The sequence below is a fragment of the Bacteroides faecalis genome (genome assembly GCF_003865075.1).
In the GTDB taxonomy this organism is placed as follows: Bacteria; Bacteroidota; Bacteroidia; order Bacteroidales; family Bacteroidaceae; genus Bacteroides; species Bacteroides faecalis.
This window is the reverse complement of sequence record NZ_BHWB01000018.1, coordinates 51,151-71,704: the sequence shown is the minus strand read 5'-3', so window position 1 is coordinate 71,704 and position 20,554 is coordinate 51,151. Positions and strand designations below refer to the sequence as shown.

Sequence of the window (20,554 nt, the reverse complement as noted above, 5' to 3'; positions counted from 1 at the left end):
CAAAGTGGCTGATTTACCAACAAGAGTCTATGGTGTTCGAATCCAAAGCGTTAGAATTCTGCGCTATAAAGTTTTTTAGCTGTTCGCTAATCTGTGACATTCCTTTTATTGTAGGATGTCCATTCTTTTTATCAATATTTTGCAGTTCAACACAAGCGATACCATAATGCTGACAGATATTTTTAACAGAATCATTGATTTCTTTCTTCAAATCTGTATTCAAGATAAAGTAGATCTCAACATTCTGATAATTATGAATCACATGATCGAGCATATAAGCCATTGCCGGACGGAATTTAAATAAATCATCCTTAGTCCATCCACCATACTTAAAATCTCCAAGAGGAGAATCAGCCCAACTATCATTCGTACCACCAAATATTAATATAATATCCGGAAAACCCAGCCCAGGCATACGAGTTATAAAAGAACGGTCGCTAAAATCCTCTTTATCATATCCTGTATTACAAATAGTCGATCCGGAAAACGAGTTGTTTATACAAAGTTGATACCCGTTTTCTTCGATAAATTTATTCCACCAAGTTTGTTTCACAGAAGTTACATCCGTTTCAGGCTTTGGAGTTGTAGAATACCATGAACTATTTGTTTTCGGTTGCATAAATCCTTCAAATGTTGAATATGAATCACCCAAAATAGATACAGATTTACGACTCTGAGCCAAACCAACATTACAAGATATTACAATCAGTATAAATAAATAATAATACTTTCTCATATCAAATCCTATTTTAGATTTTGCTACTTTCGATTTTATTTGTGAATAACAACTGCAAATATAATAATTACGCTTCTAATTTGCAATAGAATTACCATAAAGAGAAAACCACTCATAAATTTACTATCTTTGCAAACAAAGTTATCTGCTCAATATAAAATTGCCAACGTATGAAAAAACATCTAGTTATCCGAGGATTTCTGTATACAATATTCACAGTGAATGCAATAGCGAGTTTATATGCCCAAAATGGAGGTAAACAAAGCCTGAAATTTTCCGGTATTGACAGAACTGTGAAAGTTTCGGATCTGAGGCAAGTCCCATTCTTTCTAGCCGGAAAAAGCTTATATGAAATAGGATTTATGAATGGCTCTTTTCCTGCACAGGGTAATGAAACAGAAGAACGGGGTGTTTGGTCTCATCCTATTAAGCTATTAAATGGATTTGGCTTTGTTTTATCCGAAAATAATCAATACACTTGGGCACTTACAGATGCGACAGACTTTGAGTCTGACTTTTATAGCGCAAGATTCTCGTTTTCGCAACACCATCTATCTGTTACAAGGGAGGATTTTGTAGCCGAGAATGATAAAGCACTATTTGTCAAACTGAATATAAACAATGATTCACCTACTGACAGAACTCTAAAACTGGAATTTTCCGGTATAGTAGATATCCGACCTTCATGGAGGGCTGAGACTCTCCGAAACGAAAAGGATTCTATTTATTATAAGAATGGGCAGATATATGCATTCGACTCTTCAGGGCTCTTAACAATGGGAAGCCCTATAAATCCGTCAGCCTATTTTATCCGGCAAGATACAGCTGCATTAATTTACGATCTTTGTTTACCAGCCGAAAGCAGTATAGAAATTCCTTTTTTAGTAACAGGTGAATGTAGTACCACATCAAAATCGGTTACAACTCTTCAAGAACGTTACAATAGACTAATAAACTACCATAATCCCGAAAAGAGAAAAAACAGAAGGAATATACATATTCTATAAACGAAGGCGTTCGTTTGGATTGTTCCCGAAAAGATATAGTGGATGCATTTTATTGTGCTAAGGCTAATATACTAATGAATATAAAAGATGAAAGACCTTTTTATCCGGATTTGTTCCTTGGAGCAGGAGTCCCAGTCTATCCTCGTTTATTTGGTACAGATTTTTGTTTTTCAATAGCCGGATGTCTATCCGGTGGATTTAAGGATATTTCTAAACGGACATTGAACAATTTACTATACTATACGGAGAAAAAGTTGCGGGCTCCTCATGAAATATCGAGCGATGGAATTCTTTTAGGATGGGATCACATTCAGGTTTCCCCACAATTAGTAAATGCAGTATGGGAATATTTTTCGTGGACACATGACTCTACATTTTTAGCAGAAGCGTATCCTTTATGCAAACGAATGATGCAAGATATCATTAAAGATATAGATGCAGAAAAAGGCTTATATATCCCGGGACATGGGCTTATGGAAGAAGCCGAGTTTAAAAACAATTGGGTAGAATTAACTACGGCAGCATATACATTTCCCGCTCTTAATTGTATGTCTAAAATGGCGACTGTCATAGGAGAAGTTACAGAGTCCGGATTATACTCGTCTCTTGCTTCAGCATACAAAAGACGATTTAATGCTGATTGGTGGGATGATTCTCATGCTATATGGCCCAGCGCTTTATCCGGGAATGGAGAAAAAATATATAGTCATTTCTGGAATGTGGTATTTCCACAAAAAACTAAACTAGCTCAGGATAAAAACGGTCAAATAGCTTTTAAAAGTATTCAAAAACATTGGGTTAATGATCTTTGGGGAATGGTAGGCAAATATAATGAAGGAGCAGATATTTCACATGACGGAGTTGGACTAGTACATAATAACATTTGCGCTACGGCTGCTTTTGAGTATGGACAAACTGATTTAGGTTGGAAATTGATTCAGCTTTCAGCTCAGGCTCCGTTGTCACTCCAAGAATCTCCATTAGGATTATTTCCAGAATGCCAACCTCATGGTTGCTCCAATATTTCTCAATTATGGTCGTATGCTACATTTATTGAAAGTCTTGTCAAGGGACTGGCTGGTATTCAGCCCAGTATCCCAGGTTCTCCGATTGAAATCTATCTGCAAATACCCAATGACTTGGATTATCTTTCTATTGACGGAATTGAAATTGGAAATGATTCTTTCTCAGTAAGTTGGAAAAAGACTATAGATAAACGTCTGCTAATTCAAATAGATGGTGGCGTTACAAACAAAGTGAAGGAAGTTATAGTTAGAATTAACTCATCTCTTCCATACAAAGTATTATTGAACGGAAAGAAGAAAAAACGTTGGAATAAAGAAATTTTTTACGGTATTGATACCGAAACAAATGTATTATGTTTGCCATAAACAATTTGATCAAACCAACAATAAATAAATATAACTATTGACAGAGCAGAGTGTTATGAAACTATTTACTAAAATTATCATCCTGCTTTTCTGCATTTTAAGAATAATAAATGTAGAATATGCTGGCCGAAAAATACCATCATGGTGTACTTTCATTACAAAAAGTTGGTGATACTATCAAAAGGTCTTTTGATAGTATCTGATTGAATATGGATACCAAAAATCTGTTTGACCAATATTGGCAAAGAAGAAAGAATATCCAAATATAAAAAACTAAGATTATAGATAATTATAATCTGATCCGTATGAAGAAATAGTCTAATTTACAGTTTAAGTATTTTATGTATTACAAGATGAGCATAAACAAAACTACACTCAAATACAACCGGCAATATACATTATAAAATTTTGAAAAGCGTCTATCATGGGGAGGAATCCTATAATAGTAGTTTCAAGCACTCATAAATACTAATATTGATATATTTTTAGGTAATATAAAAGATTAACGCACAAAATGTTTGGAATTAATTCAAATATATATTATGTTTGTGATAATTTTAAGCAAGTAGGCTTCTCTATTATTATTGTAAGTATAGAGAATAGTTACAAAATGAAACTTGATTAGGCTATTTTATATTTCAATCTAATACATAAAAAAATGAAAAAAGAATTTTTATTTTTAGCAATGAGTGCTTTTGTTGCATTCTCTTGTAGTGACGACGACGATCCAAGTTCAGTTGAAGTAACCGGTATCTCTGTTACCCCATCCACAGCAACAATCTATCAGGAGCAAGCGACGTTACCAACTTTAAGTGCTGTCATTACTCCGGAGAATGCAGATGATCCAACGATCACTTGGTCTTCTAATAATACAGCTTATCTGACTGTAAACAACAAAGGTGTATTAACTTTGGTGAAAGACATAGATGCTGATGCTACAGTTACTATTACTGCTAAAGCAGCCAATGGCAAAACCGGTACTTGTACTGTTCAACTTAAAGCATGCCTTGAAGGTGGCTACAAAGTAATTGATGCTACCGATGAAATTGGATTATTGATCCTTGACCGTAATATTGGTGCTACAGAGCCATACAACAACAATGCCTCTGAGCCTAATGCGGCAGCTGTCGGTAACTACTATCAGTTCGGTAAAAACACATCAGTTGCCCAAAATGGCGATGCAAACGTAAATTCAAGTTTCAACAAGACTTGGAATGCTACCGGAACAGATTATAAAGATTGGACTGTTTCTGCAAATACTCCTTGCCCTGCAGGATGGAGAATACCCACTCAAGCAGAAACTAAAAAGATAGCTGATGCTACTTTCTGGGATTGGGATTTCGTAGATATGGACATGATGACAGAAGAAGAACTTTTAGCTGCAAAAGCACTACAAGAGAAGTTATTAATTGCTCGTGGTGGATTATGGAAATTAAACAATGATGCAGTTGAAAAATATTTGCCTAAAGCTGCTTATTTTTGGAGTTGTGAAATCAATACTACCATCACAGATGAAGCGAAAGTGGCTTACGCTTATGCAGATAACCTCTTCGCAACATTCGATAAAAAACAACCGGTAGTTAATGCTCTACCTATACGTTGTGTGAAATCTAAATAAATTGTCGCATATATCTAATAAGAAAGCACTACACTACTACATCTTTTAGATGCGTTTCATATACCAACCGAATTAGGGTGTTTCCTCCCTTATTCGGTTGTTGTTTCTTTTTCATCTTTCCAAAGAATATGTTCAGTATTGAATAAAAAAATATTTTATGATTCATCATCTACGGGTTATTCCCTTATTAATCATTATGTTTCTTTTATCCACCCCCAATTGTTATGCGCAAAAAACGCAGAAAATCAATTTCAAGGGACAAGTATTGGATATAAGAACGAAAGAGGCATTGCCTGGAGCAGTTGTCAGCTTGCCTCAATATAGCATATTCGCCACAACCGATCTCGATGGTTTCTTCCTCCTTCGTGATGTACCCGCAGGAAAGACAACTATAAATATTCGTTATGTGGGTATGTTGCCCATTACGGAAGAACTTGTTGTACAAGACCAGCAAGGAAAAATAAAAAAATATGAGATGTACGAAGAAAACTTCTCATTGAAAGAAGTCACCGTAGTAGCTACCAATAACAAAACAGGAGCCTCTACTTCTTCCTCCATTTCACGTTCGGCTATCGATCACTTACAGGCCACCAGTCTGGGGGATATATTGGAGTTGCTACCCGGTCATCTGTCTTCCAATCCGACACTGAACTCACCGTCGCGTGCTACACTCAGACAAATCCAAAGTGATGAGTTGAATAGTATGGGGACTTCCATCGTATTTAATGGAGCTCCTATTTCAAACAATGCTAATCTCCAGATAGGAAATACAGCCAAGGAAGGTTCACTGAATACCGGCTTCGCCTCTTCGGCAGGTTCTGGACTGGATTTACGTGAAATATCGGTGGATAACATAGAGTCTGTGGACGTGATCCGAGGGATTCCTTCTGTGGAATATGGTGATATGACCTCAGGAGTGATCATTATCAATCCGAAAGCCGGTGTGTATCCTTTTCAGGTAAAGATGAAAATTAATCCTACACTGACACAAGCATCCATTGGTAAAGGTTTCCAAATTGGCAAAAAAGGCGGTAACCTAAGTGTAGATTTCGACTATGCCAAATCATTAAGTGACGAACGCCGACCTTATCAAGGCTTTCAGCGATTCACTTCCAACATATTATATAGCAAAACCATTGGTGAAAATCTTTTTACCACTACTGGGTTTGGTTTCTATTCCGATTTGGATGCAACCAAACTAGACCCTTCGGATGCTCAATATCAACGCGAACGTCGTGCTGAGAACCTGGGCTTTAAGTTTAATACTAATATCGTCTGGAATCAGACCAGCGATTTCTTTAAATTCATCAAACTGAATGTGTCGGCCAACTATGCCCGGCAGAAAGGTTATAATCAAGAGATTAAAGGAAACTTCGGTTATATGGTAACGTCAGCTATGCAAGACGGTACTATAACTTCCAACCGAAAAGAAGATATTTTTGACTCAACGGGTCAGCAAATCACAAATGCCAGCAAGTTGGATCCTACAGCACTAACTAACATATTGCCCTATGAATTCTTAACGAAAATGACTACTTATGGTAATCCACTGAACGTTTTCACAAAATTATCCGCCAACTTCTTTAAAGAAATAGGTGGTGTTAAGAACCGGATTGTTGCGGGTATCGACTGGAAAATGGATGTCAATTTTGGTAAAGGTAAAGTATTCGACCCTTTGATGCCGCCGTCAAGTGGATTAAGGATGAGACCTTATAGTGACATTCCAGCATTGAACCAACTATCAGCTTATGTAGAAGATAATATAACGACAGAAATTGCGAACCGCGAATTCATGTTGCAACTAGGTGTAAGAGCAGATGCTATCCAACCGGGACGTAAAGAAAACCGTACTGTCATTTCTCCCCGCTTCAACGTTTCCTATGAAGTAATTCCGGAAATAATGACTTTGAAAGGCGGTTGGGGTATTACAGCCAAGGCTCCTCCGTTGATGTTTCTATATCCGGACAAAGCCTATTTTGATTACGTGAATTACGATAATTTAGGTGCAACCGGAGTGGTGGATGACCAGAAACTTAGCATCATTACGACTAAGGTATATGATACAGTCAGCCAGAAACTAAAGATAGCAAAGAATACGAAAAGTGAAATCGGAGCAGATTTCCGGTTTGGGCAGACAAGTCTTTCGGTTACCGGCTATAATGAGATACTGAAAAACGGATATACCTTTGGACGGAATTTTAATACCTTCCATCAATTTGAATTAGTAAAATATAAAACACTGAACAACCGCCCGGGAACCTATCCTGAACTAGGTGTTGATAAGATCTCTAATGTCATTCTGGGCTATAATACTCCAATGAACGACAAGGTAAATAAGAATCAAGGAATCGAGTTTGATTTCAGTTCCGGACAGATAGCTACTATCCGTACTCAGTTTGTGTTTAATGGAGCCTGGATGCGTAGTCGTAGCTATTCCACCGCCTATTCTTTCTATCAAAAGAATCCGGATTCGGACGGAAATTATAAGGATATAGGTATTTACGAAGCCGGTGATGGTACTGAATACAAGCGCTTCTCTACCAATCTGCGCATCATTCACAACATACCCAAGATCAGTTTTCTGATATCCTTGTCCATACAAACTATCTGGCACGATTCGCAAAGTTATTTAGGAATAGAGAACAAGACACCTATCGGATATATATCAGCAAAAGATCTTTCTATGCATATGCTTCAACCGGGTGATGCAATCAATCCGGACTGGCAGAAACAGATTTTGGAGAATCGTGAAATAGTTGATAGATATTCTCCCCTATGGCTATTCAATTTACGCCTGACTAAGGAGTTGAAACGTTTTGGAGGATTTGCATTTTTTGTCAATAATCTATTTATGTATACTCCTTTGGAGGAAAGTAAACGATCCCCGGGTACTTATAAGACCCGTAATCCGGAGCAATTCTTCGGTGCGGAAGTTTGGCTGAAATTTTAATCATATAATGCTAACTAACAGATGTCAAATATGAAAGAATATATAAACAGGATTCTCCTTCTTTATCTGGCTGTAATAGTATGTACTGCTTGCAAGGAAGATACAGCAAGTGAATCTCCTTATGTGAAAACTTTTGAGATCCATTTATCTTATGGCATTTTCGGTACAGAGACTCCTTATTCACAACCTCTTGTCATAACACTAACCAATAATAGTGAACAGATCAGTTACACCAAACAAACCGATAAATGGGGGAAGCTGACATTAGAAAAGCTATTACCCGGAGAATATACTATCAACGCAACCGGTGCTTTATCTGCGGATGAGGTAGCACAAATAACCGGTGAAGAAGATGCGAAAGCGGCTAATCTGGTAGCTTTCTTGTCGAACGTGAATCTCAGGATAAATGAAGAGCCTCAACTCAATGATCTGAAATTGGTGTCTTCTCTGACAAGTACACTGATATTTAAAGAATTGTATTATAGTGGTTCACGTACTCCATCGTCGGGAACTTACCGAAATGATGGTTTTTACTCTGTCTATAATAATTCGCCCCAGCCGGTACTTCTGAACAATCTTTATATTGGCAGTGTGGAGCACTATGGAGCCATGAACTCTCCGGGACCGTTATGGCCTAATGAAGAACAAGGAAATTATCAAAATGTATATATCCGTACACTTTGGAAAGTCGTAGCAGGTGATGAGGCTGTCATGCTGAACGGCGGCGAAAGTATTGTCATTGCTGTGATGGCTGCACCTCACAATAAAGACGGACAATTCAATCTGAATTCTCCGGTAGATTTATCTAAAGCTGATTATGAGGCTTATAGCAATGATCCTGCTAATAATTATACCGATTACGATGCTCCCAATATGCGTTTGATCTTCTGGCCGGATTATAGTTATCTGTGGCGTATCAGTGTATTTGGTCAAGGTATGGTACTCATTTCTGCTTCTGCTGATGAAGTTGAAAGTTTTGAGACGGTAACCTTACCTGAAACTTTCCAGGATCCTTTTGAAGATGAAGAATACTGGTTATGTAAAAAAGTTCCATTGAAGTATGTAATTGATGCGGTAGACTTGATTCAAAATGCTACATCAACGAATACCAAACGCTTTCCACCGGCATTAGACAGTGGATTTACGACTACGGACGGTATTTATATGGGACGTAGTGTAATCAGAAAAGTGAAGAGTATAGAGAATGGAGTCACCATCTATCAGGATACTAATAATTCAACAGATGACTTCGAAATCAATGAAGTTCCTTTATCCAAATAAGTGTGCCATGAAGAAAATAAAATATAATCTATTAATAGGTCTGCTGTTGCTGGAAAGTTCTATCGGTCTTTCTGCACAAACGGAAGACAATAATGGGGGAAGTGTAGCTCAATTGGACTTATATCAACAAGAAGCGTTTGCTTTCGACCGTGCTGATGCCTCGGATCTGGCATTGGGACAATGGAAAAGCTATTCCAACATCTATGTGGGTATCAATTACAAAGACGGGACTTTCCATCGTCCTCAGCAATCCTCCTCGGCTACCGATTACCTATTTTCTGCTGAAGGAGCACTCAAAATGGGGGAATACAGAATAGCCGGTGGGTTTTCTCTTGAGCAAAGTTACAACAAGAATGTCCGGTTCAATTCCATTATCGATCCTTATAGAGGTACTCCTTATATATTAGCTGACAGTACAGGTGGAAACTGGCAAAAACAATCATATGCTTTATGGGCAAAAGGAGCTTCACCATTCTTTCATAATCTTATTTCCGTAGGATTGGATTTACAGTTGAACGTAGATCGCGGATCAAAAAAGATCGACCCAAGACCTCAATCCAACGTGAACAGTATTTCGGTAGCTCCCTCTGTCACATTGAAACAGAATGATTTCTCTTTAGGGGCTTATATACGTTATCGCAGATTCCGTGAAAATTCAAACTTAATACTGTACAACACCAACGAACCTCAGAAAATCTATATGCTGAAAGGAATAGGACAATATGTGTACGACATATTCAGCAATAATGAACGCGAGCGTCAGTATCAAGGTGACGGTCTGGGTTATGGTTTGACCTTCGGAGTGAATAAAGAACATATCTCTATGGATGTTTATGCAGATTATGCCAACTACACAGAAGATGCAATGGATATAGAAAGCAATAAGCCACGTAAACGGGGATGCCTCTATGAAACACACTATACAGGTGGAACGCATATAAATATCTACAGTGAAAGAGCTAAACATTTAATTGCAGCTTCCTATTTCTGGCAAGAGAGATCGGGACGTGAAATCATCCAGATATTTAATTCTTCTCCTACAGTAAATGCTTGGCAGACAGATTCCGAAGCTCCACGTCGTTCAGTAAATAAGCAAACAGCAGTGAAGGGTTCTTATTCATTGTTCTTATTTGGAACTAATCGTCAGAAAGAGAAAGATGATTATCTATGGAAGTTTGATTTGGAAGCAAGATATGAAACTTATTCAGATACCTACAAAGTGATGGATTCCTACTTGAAATATGCCGCTTGTCATATAGAAGCCGGGACAGCACGCAATATTGCCTTGAAAGGAAATAATTCACTTCTTATACATGTAAATGGCGGTTATCATTCACCTTCGGACAAGTCTTTCAACTATACGGAGCGAGAAACTACCGATCCGACCATTGCCCAAGGACTGATATATCCGGATCGGGATATTTTATGGAGTAGTTATTATACAGTAGGTGGAGATGTAACATTCAGTCATCAACTTGCCAAGTCCGGTACACTTTACCTGAGAGCAGGATATCAAACATTACAAGCTCAACACAATTTACAAAGAAATACTGTATGGACACGTTTTGGCTATATTTTCTAATACAACAAAAGTTATGAACATAAAAATACCAATGCTTTTATTAGGGCTGATGTTGATTTATCCGACATTTGTCACCGGACAAGAAAGTGAAACCTTTCTCTATCATCCGTTACAAAAACTACCCATAGACGAGAATGTAAAAGTAGGCAAGCTAGATAATGGAATGACTTATTACATCCGTCACAATGAAGTGCCTGCCCAAAAAGTAGAATTGCGATTAGTATTTAATGCCGGTTCTATCCTTGAAACGGATGAAGAGCAAGGACTTAGTCACTTTCTGGAACATATGTCGTTTACCGGAACGAGTTCTTTTCCGGGCACTGAACTGGTAAATAAACTGGAAGGAATCGGCGTACATTTGGGACGTGAACTCAATGCAGCCACTTTTTTTGAAGAAACAGTGTATTACCTGCCAATCCCAGTAGAACACCTTGACTTAGGACTTCATATCTTACAAGAATGGGCTATGAATCTAGCCTTGACAGAGAAAGCGATTGACCGCGAACGCGGAGTCATCATTGAAGAACTACGTTTAGGAAAAGGAGCGTCTACCCGTATAAGAGAACAATATCTGCCCATTTTGTTTAAAGGTTCGGATTATCCCAAACGTTTGCCGATAGGTAAAGAAGAGGTCATTGCAAATTTCCCCTATGATGTACTGCGGAATTTCTATAAAAAATGGCATAGACCGGATCTGACTGCTATTATTGTAGTTGGAGACATTGATCCTGAAACGATTGAAAAATCCATCAAAGAGAAATTTGCAGCCTATGCTATGCCATCAAAGGTGGAGAAGCGTACCCACCATTATGTGCCCGATCATAAAGACTTGCGTGTGGCAGTAGCTACTGATAAAGAGACAAGCGGATGTTCTGTAGAAATTTCCTACAAACATAAGCCGCAGCAGATAGTAACACAAAAGGATTATCTAAAAAATATTTGCCACAGCTTATACTCCTCCATGGTGGATGCTCGTTTATCCGAAGCCACAGAACAAGGTACGGTTCCTTTCTCTGAAGCGGAAATAGGATACTCCAATTACTTTAGAGATGTAGATACTTACTCATGTTATGCCCGTTGCGCACCGGATAAAGTAACTGCAACACTTACAGCTCTGGCAGATGAGAACGAACGAATCAGGCGATATGGATTTAGTGCTACTGAATTAGACAGAGCTAAAAAGAAACTGTTGGCAAAATATTACAGATGGTATGAGGAACGTGATAAAACAGCCTCTGACCTATATGCGGATGAGTGTCAAGTAAACTACCTGACAGGAAATCCAATGCCGGGAATTAATTTTGAATACCATTTTTTGTTGTCTACACTTCCTACCGTAAGCGTAAACATGATAAATGAATTAGCTACAAAGTATATGACTAAGAAAAATAGAACGATAGTCATTACCGGTCCGCAGGACAGAAGCTACTATCCTACCGATGATGAACTACGGGCTATTCTGGAGGAAGCTCCGCTTAGAGACATCAAACCATATGATGAAGGGGAAATAGTAAATGAATTAATGAACTTCACTCCTGAAGCAGGAACGATCGTATCAGAAAAATATTTTTCCGATACCAATATAACAGAATGGACTTTGTCGAATGGTGTAAAGGTAGTGATTAAACCAACTGATTTTAAGAATAATCAAATTCTTTTCCGCGCTACTTCCGATGGTGGATATAGTATGTTTGACGCAGACGATGACATGTCCGCCCTATATGCCACACGCATACAAGATGAAAGTGGAGTGAATGGCATAAATAACATTCAACTAAGAAGGTTAATGGTTGGCAAAGATATTTCGATCACTCAATCACTAGTTCTTTATAATGAGTCAATGTCCGGCAAATTTGGTTCTCAAGATATGGAGGAGTTCTTTCAATTAGTATATTTATATCATACAGCTCCATATTTTGATAAAGCAGCCTTTGAACGCGTGATGCAAAAAGAACGTGCAGAATATGCTCATTTACTGGATAGTCCCGATCAATTCTTTGGATATGAGATAGATAAAATCATGAGTAACGGAAATAGCCGACGTCTTCTTTGGCCTACTCCCGACAGACTGGATAAAGCAAACTTCGAAAAAGCTGTAGAAATATATAAAAATCGATTTGGTAATGCAGCAGGTTTCACTTATGTATTTGTTGGAAACGTTGACTTAGAAGCATTGAAACCTTTTGTGCTGACCTACCTGGGTGGACTTCCCACGAATGCTTCAACCAAACGTTCGTTTGTAGAACAGCATTTTGTTACCCCGACTGGTCCGAAAGAATATGTATTCCATAAAGGGAAAGATAATAAAGTAAATGTCAATCTCCGATTCTCTAAGAAAGTACCCTGGAATAAAGATACAGAGTTTTGCTACAATGCCTTTATAGATATACTCAACAGCCGTTTATACGAGAGTATGCGTATTGAGATGAGTGGTGTTTATGGTGTTCGTGTTTCAGGATCACTGAAAAAATTGCACGAAGATTATGCCAAACTGAATCTTGCATTTGGTACAAATACAGAGGCTTATGAAAAATTATGCGACAGAGCAATACTTGAAATAAATAAGCTAATATCGGATGGACCTACTCAGGAAGAAGTGGAACGTGTAAAACAGAAAAAAAGAGTAGCACTTGAGTCTGACTTGAAGTTAAACGGTATATGGTTATTGAATATATTCCATGCATACCGGAACCAAGATAAAGTAGATTCTGAATCTACCCAAAGAGAACAGGTAGAGTCTTTGACTCCGGGTAATATTCAACAGGCCGGAGCAAAATGTATTGATACTTCTACGGTAATGAAGTTCGTGCTCTTACCCGAAAAACAATGATACAAAGCAATCACTCTACATAAACAAAAGGGTCGAGACAACACAAAATGTCCCGACCTTTTTATTTCTGTTCACATATTAAATGTTTCATTGAACTTACGTAAAATGAAAACAACTAGAAATGTCCTATTCAACAAAAAGCGAAGAATAGAATAATCCCTATCATAGTATATTATAATCTTTTGAAAAAGTTCGACTTACCTTCCTTTAATTGCTCCAATGCCTGTACAAGTGTAGCACGTGGACAAGCAACATTCAATCGCATAAACCCTTCTCCTTCTTTACCGAATGTAGTTCCGGTATTCAATGCCAGATGTGCATCTTCTACAAATAATTGATTCAAATCATTCTGTGTTAGTCCTAATTCACGACAATCCAAGAATATCAGATAAGAGGCTTGCGGACGAATCATTTTTATAGCAGGAATATTTTCTTTCAAGTAGCTTTCGGTGAAATCAATGTTCCCTTTTATATAAGCAATCACTTGATCCAGCCATTCAGTTCCATGACTATAAGCTGCTGCCACACTAAGATAAGCAAACAGATGTCCTTCATTAAATTCACTAGCCTCCATAAAGTTCCGGAAACGATGGAGGATTTCTTCATTCTCAATAATCACATACGAACTTGCCAAACCGGGCATATTAAATGCTTTACTTGGTGACATGAAAACAAGTGAATTCATCCGTGCCTTCTCTGAAATCAAAGCAAAAGTAGGATGCTTAAATGGTGGTAAAGTCAAGTCTGCATGAATTTCATCAGAAATGACCAAAGTACCGTTATCATAGCAAATATCAGCAATCTGTGACAACTCTTCTTTCGTCCATACACGTCCTCCGGGATTGTGAGGATTACTCAAAATAAGTAACTTACAGCCCTGTACATCTTTCCTGAATCTATCAAAATCGATATGATACTGACCATCTTTTAAAATCAACGGACTGTACACAACTTCACGTTCATTCTTCTGCGACACCAGAAAGAAAGGGTGATAAACGGGAGGCATTACCATCACTTTATCTCCTTTTTCTGTGAAACATTGGATAGCAAATGCCAATCCACGAACAATACCAGGGGTAAAGGTTAGCATTTCTTCCCGTATTGTCCATCCATGACGTTCTTTTAACCAATTAATAATAGACTCTGCCCATTCTTTGCAAGCAAATGTATAACCCAGAACTTCATGTTCCAAGCGTTCCCTCAAAGCCTCGACAACAAAAGGTGCTGTGCGAAAATCCATATCGGCTACCCACATTGGAATCAGGTCGTTGCGTCCCCAACGACCTTCCACAGCATCCCATTTTAGGGAATTTGTACCCTTACGGTCTATTATTTCATCAAAATTATAGTTCATATGACGTTATACTTTTATGTTAGATACAACAAAAGTAGCACAAATTTCTAAGTTTACAGCATCTTGTACTTATGATTGACAAAAGTATAAGATTACCTTAACTCCTAACATTATTGGCGAACTTTTCTTTTTGTAAAATACCAGTTAATCACTTTATCACTTAACTGCTTACACAATTCCGGATATTTATCCGCAATATTAGTTGTTTCATTAGGATCTTTTTTAATATCGTATAATTCCAGTCGGGTTCGGTCGGAATTTATCAATAACTTATAATCTCCTCTTCGGATAGCTAAGTGAGGACTTTGATGATGCGGTTGAGGCGGGCGACCAAAGAACCGGTTACGACCAAAATCCCACATCAGGTCCTTATGACGACACAATTCTTTAACTCCTAACAATGCCTTACTCATATCCTCGCCACTGTAATTGAATCCCTTTGGCATTTTAGCACCGGTAATAGCACAAAGTGACGGATATAGATCCACCGAAGAAACTACACTCTCATCTTCTATTTCCCCACCTTTAATCTTCTTCGGCCAACTAATGATAAATGGCATTCTCACCCCTCCCTCATACAGACTTACTTTCGAGCCACGTAAGCCATTGGTACGTACTTGTTCAAATGTAGGTAAAGCACCATTATCACTTGTAAAAATAATCAATGTATTCTCTAACATACCCAGCTTCTCCAAACCTTCAATAAAGCGTCCGATCTGCCTATCATACTCTTGCAGCACAGCTACAAAATTAGGTTTGCTAGCCCAACTCTTTTTATCATCGAAAAACTTCGTTTGCGGGATCCAAGGATCATGCATATCATCAGGCCAAAGATTTACAAAACAAGGAGAACCTTGATGCCGTGACAAGAAATCCAATGCTTTATCAACAAAATATCCGGTACGTTCCCACCGCTTAATACTGTCTTGTTTACTCCATATCCAATTAGATGCGGTGATCAGTTTATCTGGGTCGGGACTTTCATAAGTCGATACATATTCATCAAAGCCATAGCGAGGTATCTGTGGTGCATCATCCACATCGCGTCCCCCTCCCATATGCCATTTACCAATATGAGCAGTCGAATAACCTACCTCTTTTAAAGATCTCGCCATAGAAGGGGCAGAAGCATCCAGATAATCTAACTGTTCACAATTCGCATTTCCCTTTCTATCGTGTAAGAAGGTATTCACTCCCCACTCAGTAGGAAACATTCCTGTGGTTAAAGACACCCGGGAAGGTGAGCTTACCGGAGATGCTGTGTAGTAATGATTAAACTTAAGACCATTTGCAGCCAATCGATCAATATTAGGAGTCATTACCCAGCCACTATTGTAGCAAGATAAATCTCCTATCCCCATATCATCTGTATAAATAATGACGATATTAGGACGCTCAGCAGCTTGTAGGGATGTCATAGAGACTGCTCCCAAAAGACCTAAATACATTTTATTAAAAACCATAATTATCAGTGTTTTATTAATACTTTCATTAAAAGAATACGATCATAAGTTCTATTAATGACGAAATGATTGTCTCTGTCATTCAGACGGCTGAAAGGAGGAAGAATCTCTTCTTTGTGTCTACAGAAGAATAGCTCCTTCAACAAGCTCAGAATGACCAGATACTTCTTTTATATAATACTGTACAAATGTACCAATTAATTATCTTTTATCATATAAAATCTTAAACTAAAAGATCAATTTGTATTGATACTTGTATACTATCTGTCATGCAGAGCGTAGCAAAGAATCCCTTCTTTAGTATGTGCAAAGAAAAGAGATTCTTCACTTTGTTTTGAATGACAGATGCGATCAGATTATAAATAATTGGTAATGACATACTTATAATAATCAACGTATTACTTTCCATTCTTTTGGAGCCTTAAACCCTTTTTGTCCTTTATCATATGGAACTTCCGGAACTGAAGGTGTTATTGTATCATATTTTTCAGTAATCTGATACAAACGTTTCACTATCTGCTCATTATTCACACTTGCATTCTTTCTTTCATAAGGGTCTGTTTTGTAATCAACTAGAAAATCTTCTGTTAGATTAAGTTTCGGGTTACCGTCTTTCTTTATAAACTTATAATCTTTATTCACAACAGCACCACATCCCAGATAAAAATCACGGTCAATACATTTAGTATCCCCTTTCAAGACAGGGAGTATACTTATTCCGTCATACGCACGTTTAGGGATGTTTCTGTCCCCAATAATTTCTTTCACAGTCGGAACAATATCCACAAATCCCGTCACCTGCGAACTTAAATTCTTATAATTACTTTCTGCCTTTTTCCAATACACAACAGCCGGTACACGGACTCCCCCATCCCATTCTTTAAATTTACCACCACGTAATTCTCCCGAAGAAGCACCGGGTACTTGTTTAGCAGGACCGTTATCACTGAAAAAGATAAAAAGAGTATTATCCATGATCCCTTTTTCTTTTAAGGTCTCGACAATCGCTCCTACGCCTCTATCCATACAAGAAACCATTGCACGATAAGTGATTCTTTTCTGTTCCACCTTCGGAAGACTTTCAAAGTTATCACAATAGAGTTGGATATCTTTATCCTGTGCTTGCAAAGGTGTATGGGGTGCATTATAAGCTACATACAACAGGAATGGACCCTCTTTTTTATAGGTATCAATACATTTAATAGCTTCCTTCGTTATAAGTTCGGTAGAGTAACCTTCATCATAACATGTTTCCCAGCCATTATGCCAGTCCAACTTACCTTCCCTTGTATGATTGAAATAGTCTATCGCACCATTCAAGTGACCATAAAAATGAGAAAATCCTCTGTTTAAAGGATAATGTACTTTTTGGGTATGCCCTAAATGCCATTTACCGATAATAGCTCTGTTTTTATAACCATTATGTTCCAATAAATCCGCTAATGTTTCTTCATTCTCGTCCAGACCATCTTCACGCCAAGGTGGAATAACAGCAGTACGTATACCAAACCGGTTAGGATAACGTCCTGTCAATAAACCGGCACGAGTAGGTGAACTAACAGGAGCAGTATAAAACCGATCAAGTACGACACCTTCTTCAGCCAAAGCGTCCAGACAAGGAGTTTTTATTTCACTGCCATGAAATCCGACATCTCCCCAGCCTAAATCATCTGCAACCACAATCACTATATTGGGATGTTCCGACTGTGCATAGAGAAATCCTGGCACCATACTACACCCGCAAATCAAACCTAAAAACTCTTTTCTCATGATATATCTTTTATAAATTACAGATCTACATAAAATAAGGGAGTTGTCACTAAGACTCTTTCCAGTCATAAGCATCAATAGTATCAGATACAATAATTAGTTTCTTAGATATCTCTGCCAATTAATAAAGTAAAGGGAATATATTTATAGACCTTCCATTTGGCAAAAGTAAAAAATAAGCCTCTCATTTTCAAGCTTATTAACAATTAAACGTATCTGAAGATTGAAACTATTCTAATCGGGTTATTTTCTTCCCATTCTAAGTAGCACTGTATTTATTTCCCAAGGCGTACGCATTATAAATTTCCTCTACTTTTGTATTTCTTTCTTAGTAATACCCGTTGGCGGAATTACATTAGCGCATATTTAATTCTTCCAATGGGTCTTCCCTTTAGTTTGTTAATATATTGTAGGATTGTCAGTGCGCTGATTTTCCCGACAATGCGGGTGAACAATCCTTCTGTATCCTTTGCATAGTTCCTAACAATCATAAATTGATCACAAAGCTGTGAAAAAAGTGTCTCAATCCTCTTTCTGAACTTCGCAAACGGAGTGAATGTAGGTTTCCAGTCCTTCTGATTTGACCGATATGGCACTGCAAGACTGATATTTACTGTTTCAAACAAATCCAATTGTACCTCTGCACTGATATATCCCTTATCACCGATGACAGTGCAATTGTTATATTCTGTCTTTACATCCTCCAAATAATGAATATCGTGTACATTAGCCTTTGTCAGGTCAAATGAATGTACAACCCCGTTCAATCCGCAAAGAGCATGTAACTTATAACCATAGTAATATACACCTTGGGAGGCGCAATAGCCGGTTACAGGAGATTTTTCATAATTATTCTTCCCCATCTTGCATCGTCTTGCACGAGCTAAGCGACAAACCTATATCGGCTGGGAATCTATGCAAAAGTATTCTTCACATCCATCCAGACGTTGAATCATCCTATCACGAATAACTTTACAGAGTGAAGACGTGTATTTACGTCTGTCATTATATTGTCGACAGGAGACCAGATTAGGGATTTCCGTCCTATATTCCTCTAGCTTGGAAAACAGGAAGGACTCACTGTCAATACCGATCGCTTCTGATGTCAGGCTGAGGGCTATGATTTCCAAGTCCGAAAATCTGGGAACTACTCCACATCGTGGAATATTACCGGACTCATTCACCAAATTATCGGACAATTCCTTGCAGATGTCGAGAAATCTTACGAATATTGCATATAAGTTGTACATGGAATTGATTGTTATTAATAGTTTGGTCACTACTAATTTACTAAATATCAATGATATGGACAATTTTTTAATACTCATACAGTTATATATTTAATTCCGCCAACGGGTTAGTAATATGTATCTTTATGGCAAAAATATGGATTTAGTCACTTTTTGAATTGGTATTCAAGATCATCACATTGATCGTTGTAAACATCATAGTGTCGGTACTATCATGTTCGTCAGTCTAGTCGGTGTTATTTGTTGTGCGGAAACGTGGGAGAAAATAGCGGCTTTCACTTCATGAAAGTTTTTTTTGCTCGCCATCTTCCCGATTTTCAAGGCATCCCTTCTCACGATACTCTGAATCGTTGTGTTAATGTTCTTGATCCGATCTATTTTGAAGAAGAATTTCGTTTTTAGTAGAGAATTTATGCTCCAAGTATGTCGGTGTTGTAGCCATTGATGGTAAACAGATTAAAGGCGCGAGTCCTTATCATTCCACCTCTAGACCATCCCCCGATAAGCGAACTTCATCTTTTGATAAACTTCACATGGCAACGCTTAGGCATGTAATAATGGAATCAGTCCGGGGCAAGGGCAAATAAAAGTCCATAATAAATCCAATGAAATAACGGCTATTCCTAAACTTATCAAAGCTCTTGATCTGACAGATTGCGTTATCACGATTGATGCTATGAGATGTCAAAAGCAGATAACCAAGTATATTGTTGAAAACCATGCAGACTATATCTTGTGTATAAAAAAGAATCAACGCAACTTTCATGATTTTTGCCATAAAATTTTCAGTGAAGATACTCGTCTATATTTGGCGGGATACTTCTCCAGATATTTTATAACAGAGAAAAGTCATGGACGAAAAGGAACCAAAGAATGTATTGCTTACGAACCGGAGGATTGTTTATCGTATATATTTAAAGAATGGATAGGGTTACGTTCGCTTATTAAATTAACCTGTACACGAGAGATTGAAGGACAGAAGTTAGATATTATATGAATTCTTTTCATAAAGACCCTAAACTTATGGCAGAAGATATACGATTTTATTGGGGGATTGAACATAAGTTGCACTGGCAATTGGATGTCTCCTTTAGGGAAGACGCGGGCAAAAAAGAAAAAATGCGGCACAGAATTTTTCTGCTATTTATAAAATGGCATTAAGACTAATAAAGAATGATCCAAAAAGAATAGGAATTGTATCAGAAAGGAAAATTGCAGGATGAGACGAGCAGTACTTAGAAAAAATTCTTCAACGGAAATGGGAAAAGAATAGCAGAAAATTATAATGCGTACGCCTGGGCATTTCCACAGTTGAAATTGGG

Annotated in this window: 12 protein-coding genes and 1 pseudogene; 8 read left to right on the top strand and 5 right to left on the bottom strand. The window is 37.8% G+C overall.

Translation table 11 applies throughout. The features are described from left to right. Positions 1–13: 13 nt before the first annotated feature. Positions 14–736, bottom strand: coding sequence for an SGNH/GDSL hydrolase family protein (locus EJF25_RS20465; protein WP_125042505.1), 723 nt, complete (start codon positions 734–736; stop codon positions 14–16). 170 nt (positions 737–906) lie between these two features. On the opposite strand from EJF25_RS20465, the gene EJF25_RS20460 reads away from it, so the two are divergent. The 7 genes from EJF25_RS20460 (at position 907) to EJF25_RS20430 (ending at position 13,395) form a co-directional block, all read left to right on the top strand. Next, positions 907–1,743: a hypothetical protein gene (locus EJF25_RS20460; RefSeq protein ID WP_125042504.1), complete on the top strand. Its 837-nt coding sequence runs from the start codon at positions 907–909 to the stop codon at positions 1,741–1,743. A gap of 74 nt (positions 1,744–1,817) precedes the next feature. Continuing rightward, positions 1,818–3,134, top strand: a complete 1,317-nt coding sequence (locus tag EJF25_RS20455; RefSeq protein WP_125042503.1) for an alpha-L-rhamnosidase-related protein — start codon at positions 1,818–1,820, stop codon at positions 3,132–3,134. 658 nt (positions 3,135–3,792) lie between these two features. After that, positions 3,793–4,752 (top strand): Ig-like domain-containing protein, encoded by a 960-nt coding sequence (locus EJF25_RS20450; RefSeq protein ID WP_125042502.1) that lies wholly within the window; start codon positions 3,793–3,795, stop codon positions 4,750–4,752. A 157-nt stretch (positions 4,753–4,909) separates the two neighbouring features. Continuing rightward, the gene (locus EJF25_RS20445) at positions 4,910–7,702 is read left to right on the top strand and encodes a TonB-dependent receptor (protein ID WP_125042501.1); all 2,793 of its coding nucleotides are present in this window, start codon (positions 4,910–4,912) and stop codon (positions 7,700–7,702) included. Positions 7,703–7,732: 30 nt separating this feature from the next. Continuing rightward, positions 7,733–8,983, top strand: coding sequence for a DUF4876 domain-containing protein (locus EJF25_RS20440; protein WP_160119432.1), 1,251 nt, complete (start codon positions 7,733–7,735; stop codon positions 8,981–8,983). Between the two features lie 7 nt (positions 8,984–8,990). Next, positions 8,991–10,565, top strand: a complete 1,575-nt coding sequence (locus EJF25_RS20435) for a DUF6850 family outer membrane beta-barrel protein (protein WP_125042499.1) — start codon at positions 8,991–8,993, stop codon at positions 10,563–10,565. 13 nt (positions 10,566–10,578) lie between these two features. Next, positions 10,579–13,395: a M16 family metallopeptidase gene (locus tag EJF25_RS20430; protein WP_125042498.1), complete on the top strand. Its 2,817-nt coding sequence runs from the start codon at positions 10,579–10,581 to the stop codon at positions 13,393–13,395. Positions 13,396–13,567: 172 nt separating this feature from the next. Here the strand turns inward: EJF25_RS20430 and EJF25_RS20425 are convergent, their stop codons facing one another. From EJF25_RS20425 to EJF25_RS20410, 4 genes and pseudogenes are all read right to left on the bottom strand, one after another. Next, positions 13,568–14,749, bottom strand: a complete 1,182-nt coding sequence (locus EJF25_RS20425) for a MalY/PatB family protein (protein ID WP_125042497.1) — start codon at positions 14,747–14,749, stop codon at positions 13,568–13,570. A 110-nt stretch (positions 14,750–14,859) separates the two neighbouring features. Further along, on the bottom strand, positions 14,860–16,212 hold the full coding sequence (locus tag EJF25_RS20420; protein ID WP_125042496.1) for a sulfatase family protein: 1,353 nt from the start codon (positions 16,210–16,212) through the stop codon (positions 14,860–14,862). Positions 16,213–16,602: 390 nt separating this feature from the next. Continuing rightward, positions 16,603–17,982, bottom strand: coding sequence for an arylsulfatase B (locus EJF25_RS20415; protein WP_125042495.1), 1,380 nt, complete (start codon positions 17,980–17,982; stop codon positions 16,603–16,605). A 350-nt stretch (positions 17,983–18,332) separates the two neighbouring features. Further along, positions 18,333–19,310: pseudogene (locus EJF25_RS20410) on the bottom strand (IS982 family transposase). A 484-nt stretch (positions 19,311–19,794) separates the two neighbouring features. Between EJF25_RS20410 and EJF25_RS20405 the strand changes: the two are divergent. Further along, positions 19,795–20,229 (top strand): ISAs1 family transposase, encoded by a 435-nt coding sequence (locus tag EJF25_RS20405; RefSeq protein ID WP_125042494.1) that lies wholly within the window; start codon positions 19,795–19,797, stop codon positions 20,227–20,229. Positions 20,230–20,554: the final 325 nt, after the last annotated feature.

Coding starts and splice junctions, on each gene's coding strand:
- EJF25_RS20465 (WP_125042505.1), bottom strand. CDS start 736: ATGAGAAAGTATTATTATTTATTTATACTGATTGTAATATCTTGTAAT.
- EJF25_RS20460 (WP_125042504.1), top strand. CDS start 907: ATGAAAAAACATCTAGTTATCCGAGGATTTCTGTATACAATATTCACA.
- EJF25_RS20455 (WP_125042503.1), top strand. CDS start 1,818: ATGAATATAAAAGATGAAAGACCTTTTTATCCGGATTTGTTCCTTGGA.
- EJF25_RS20450 (WP_125042502.1), top strand. CDS start 3,793: ATGAAAAAAGAATTTTTATTTTTAGCAATGAGTGCTTTTGTTGCATTC.
- EJF25_RS20445 (WP_125042501.1), top strand. CDS start 4,910: ATGATTCATCATCTACGGGTTATTCCCTTATTAATCATTATGTTTCTT.
- EJF25_RS20440 (WP_160119432.1), top strand. CDS start 7,733: ATGAAAGAATATATAAACAGGATTCTCCTTCTTTATCTGGCTGTAATA.
- EJF25_RS20435 (WP_125042499.1), top strand. CDS start 8,991: ATGAAGAAAATAAAATATAATCTATTAATAGGTCTGCTGTTGCTGGAA.
- EJF25_RS20430 (WP_125042498.1), top strand. CDS start 10,579: ATGAACATAAAAATACCAATGCTTTTATTAGGGCTGATGTTGATTTAT.
- EJF25_RS20425 (WP_125042497.1), bottom strand. CDS start 14,749: ATGAACTATAATTTTGATGAAATAATAGACCGTAAGGGTACAAATTCC.
- EJF25_RS20420 (WP_125042496.1), bottom strand. CDS start 16,212: ATGGTTTTTAATAAAATGTATTTAGGTCTTTTGGGAGCAGTCTCTATG.
- EJF25_RS20415 (WP_125042495.1), bottom strand. CDS start 17,982: ATGAGAAAAGAGTTTTTAGGTTTGATTTGCGGGTGTAGTATGGTGCCA.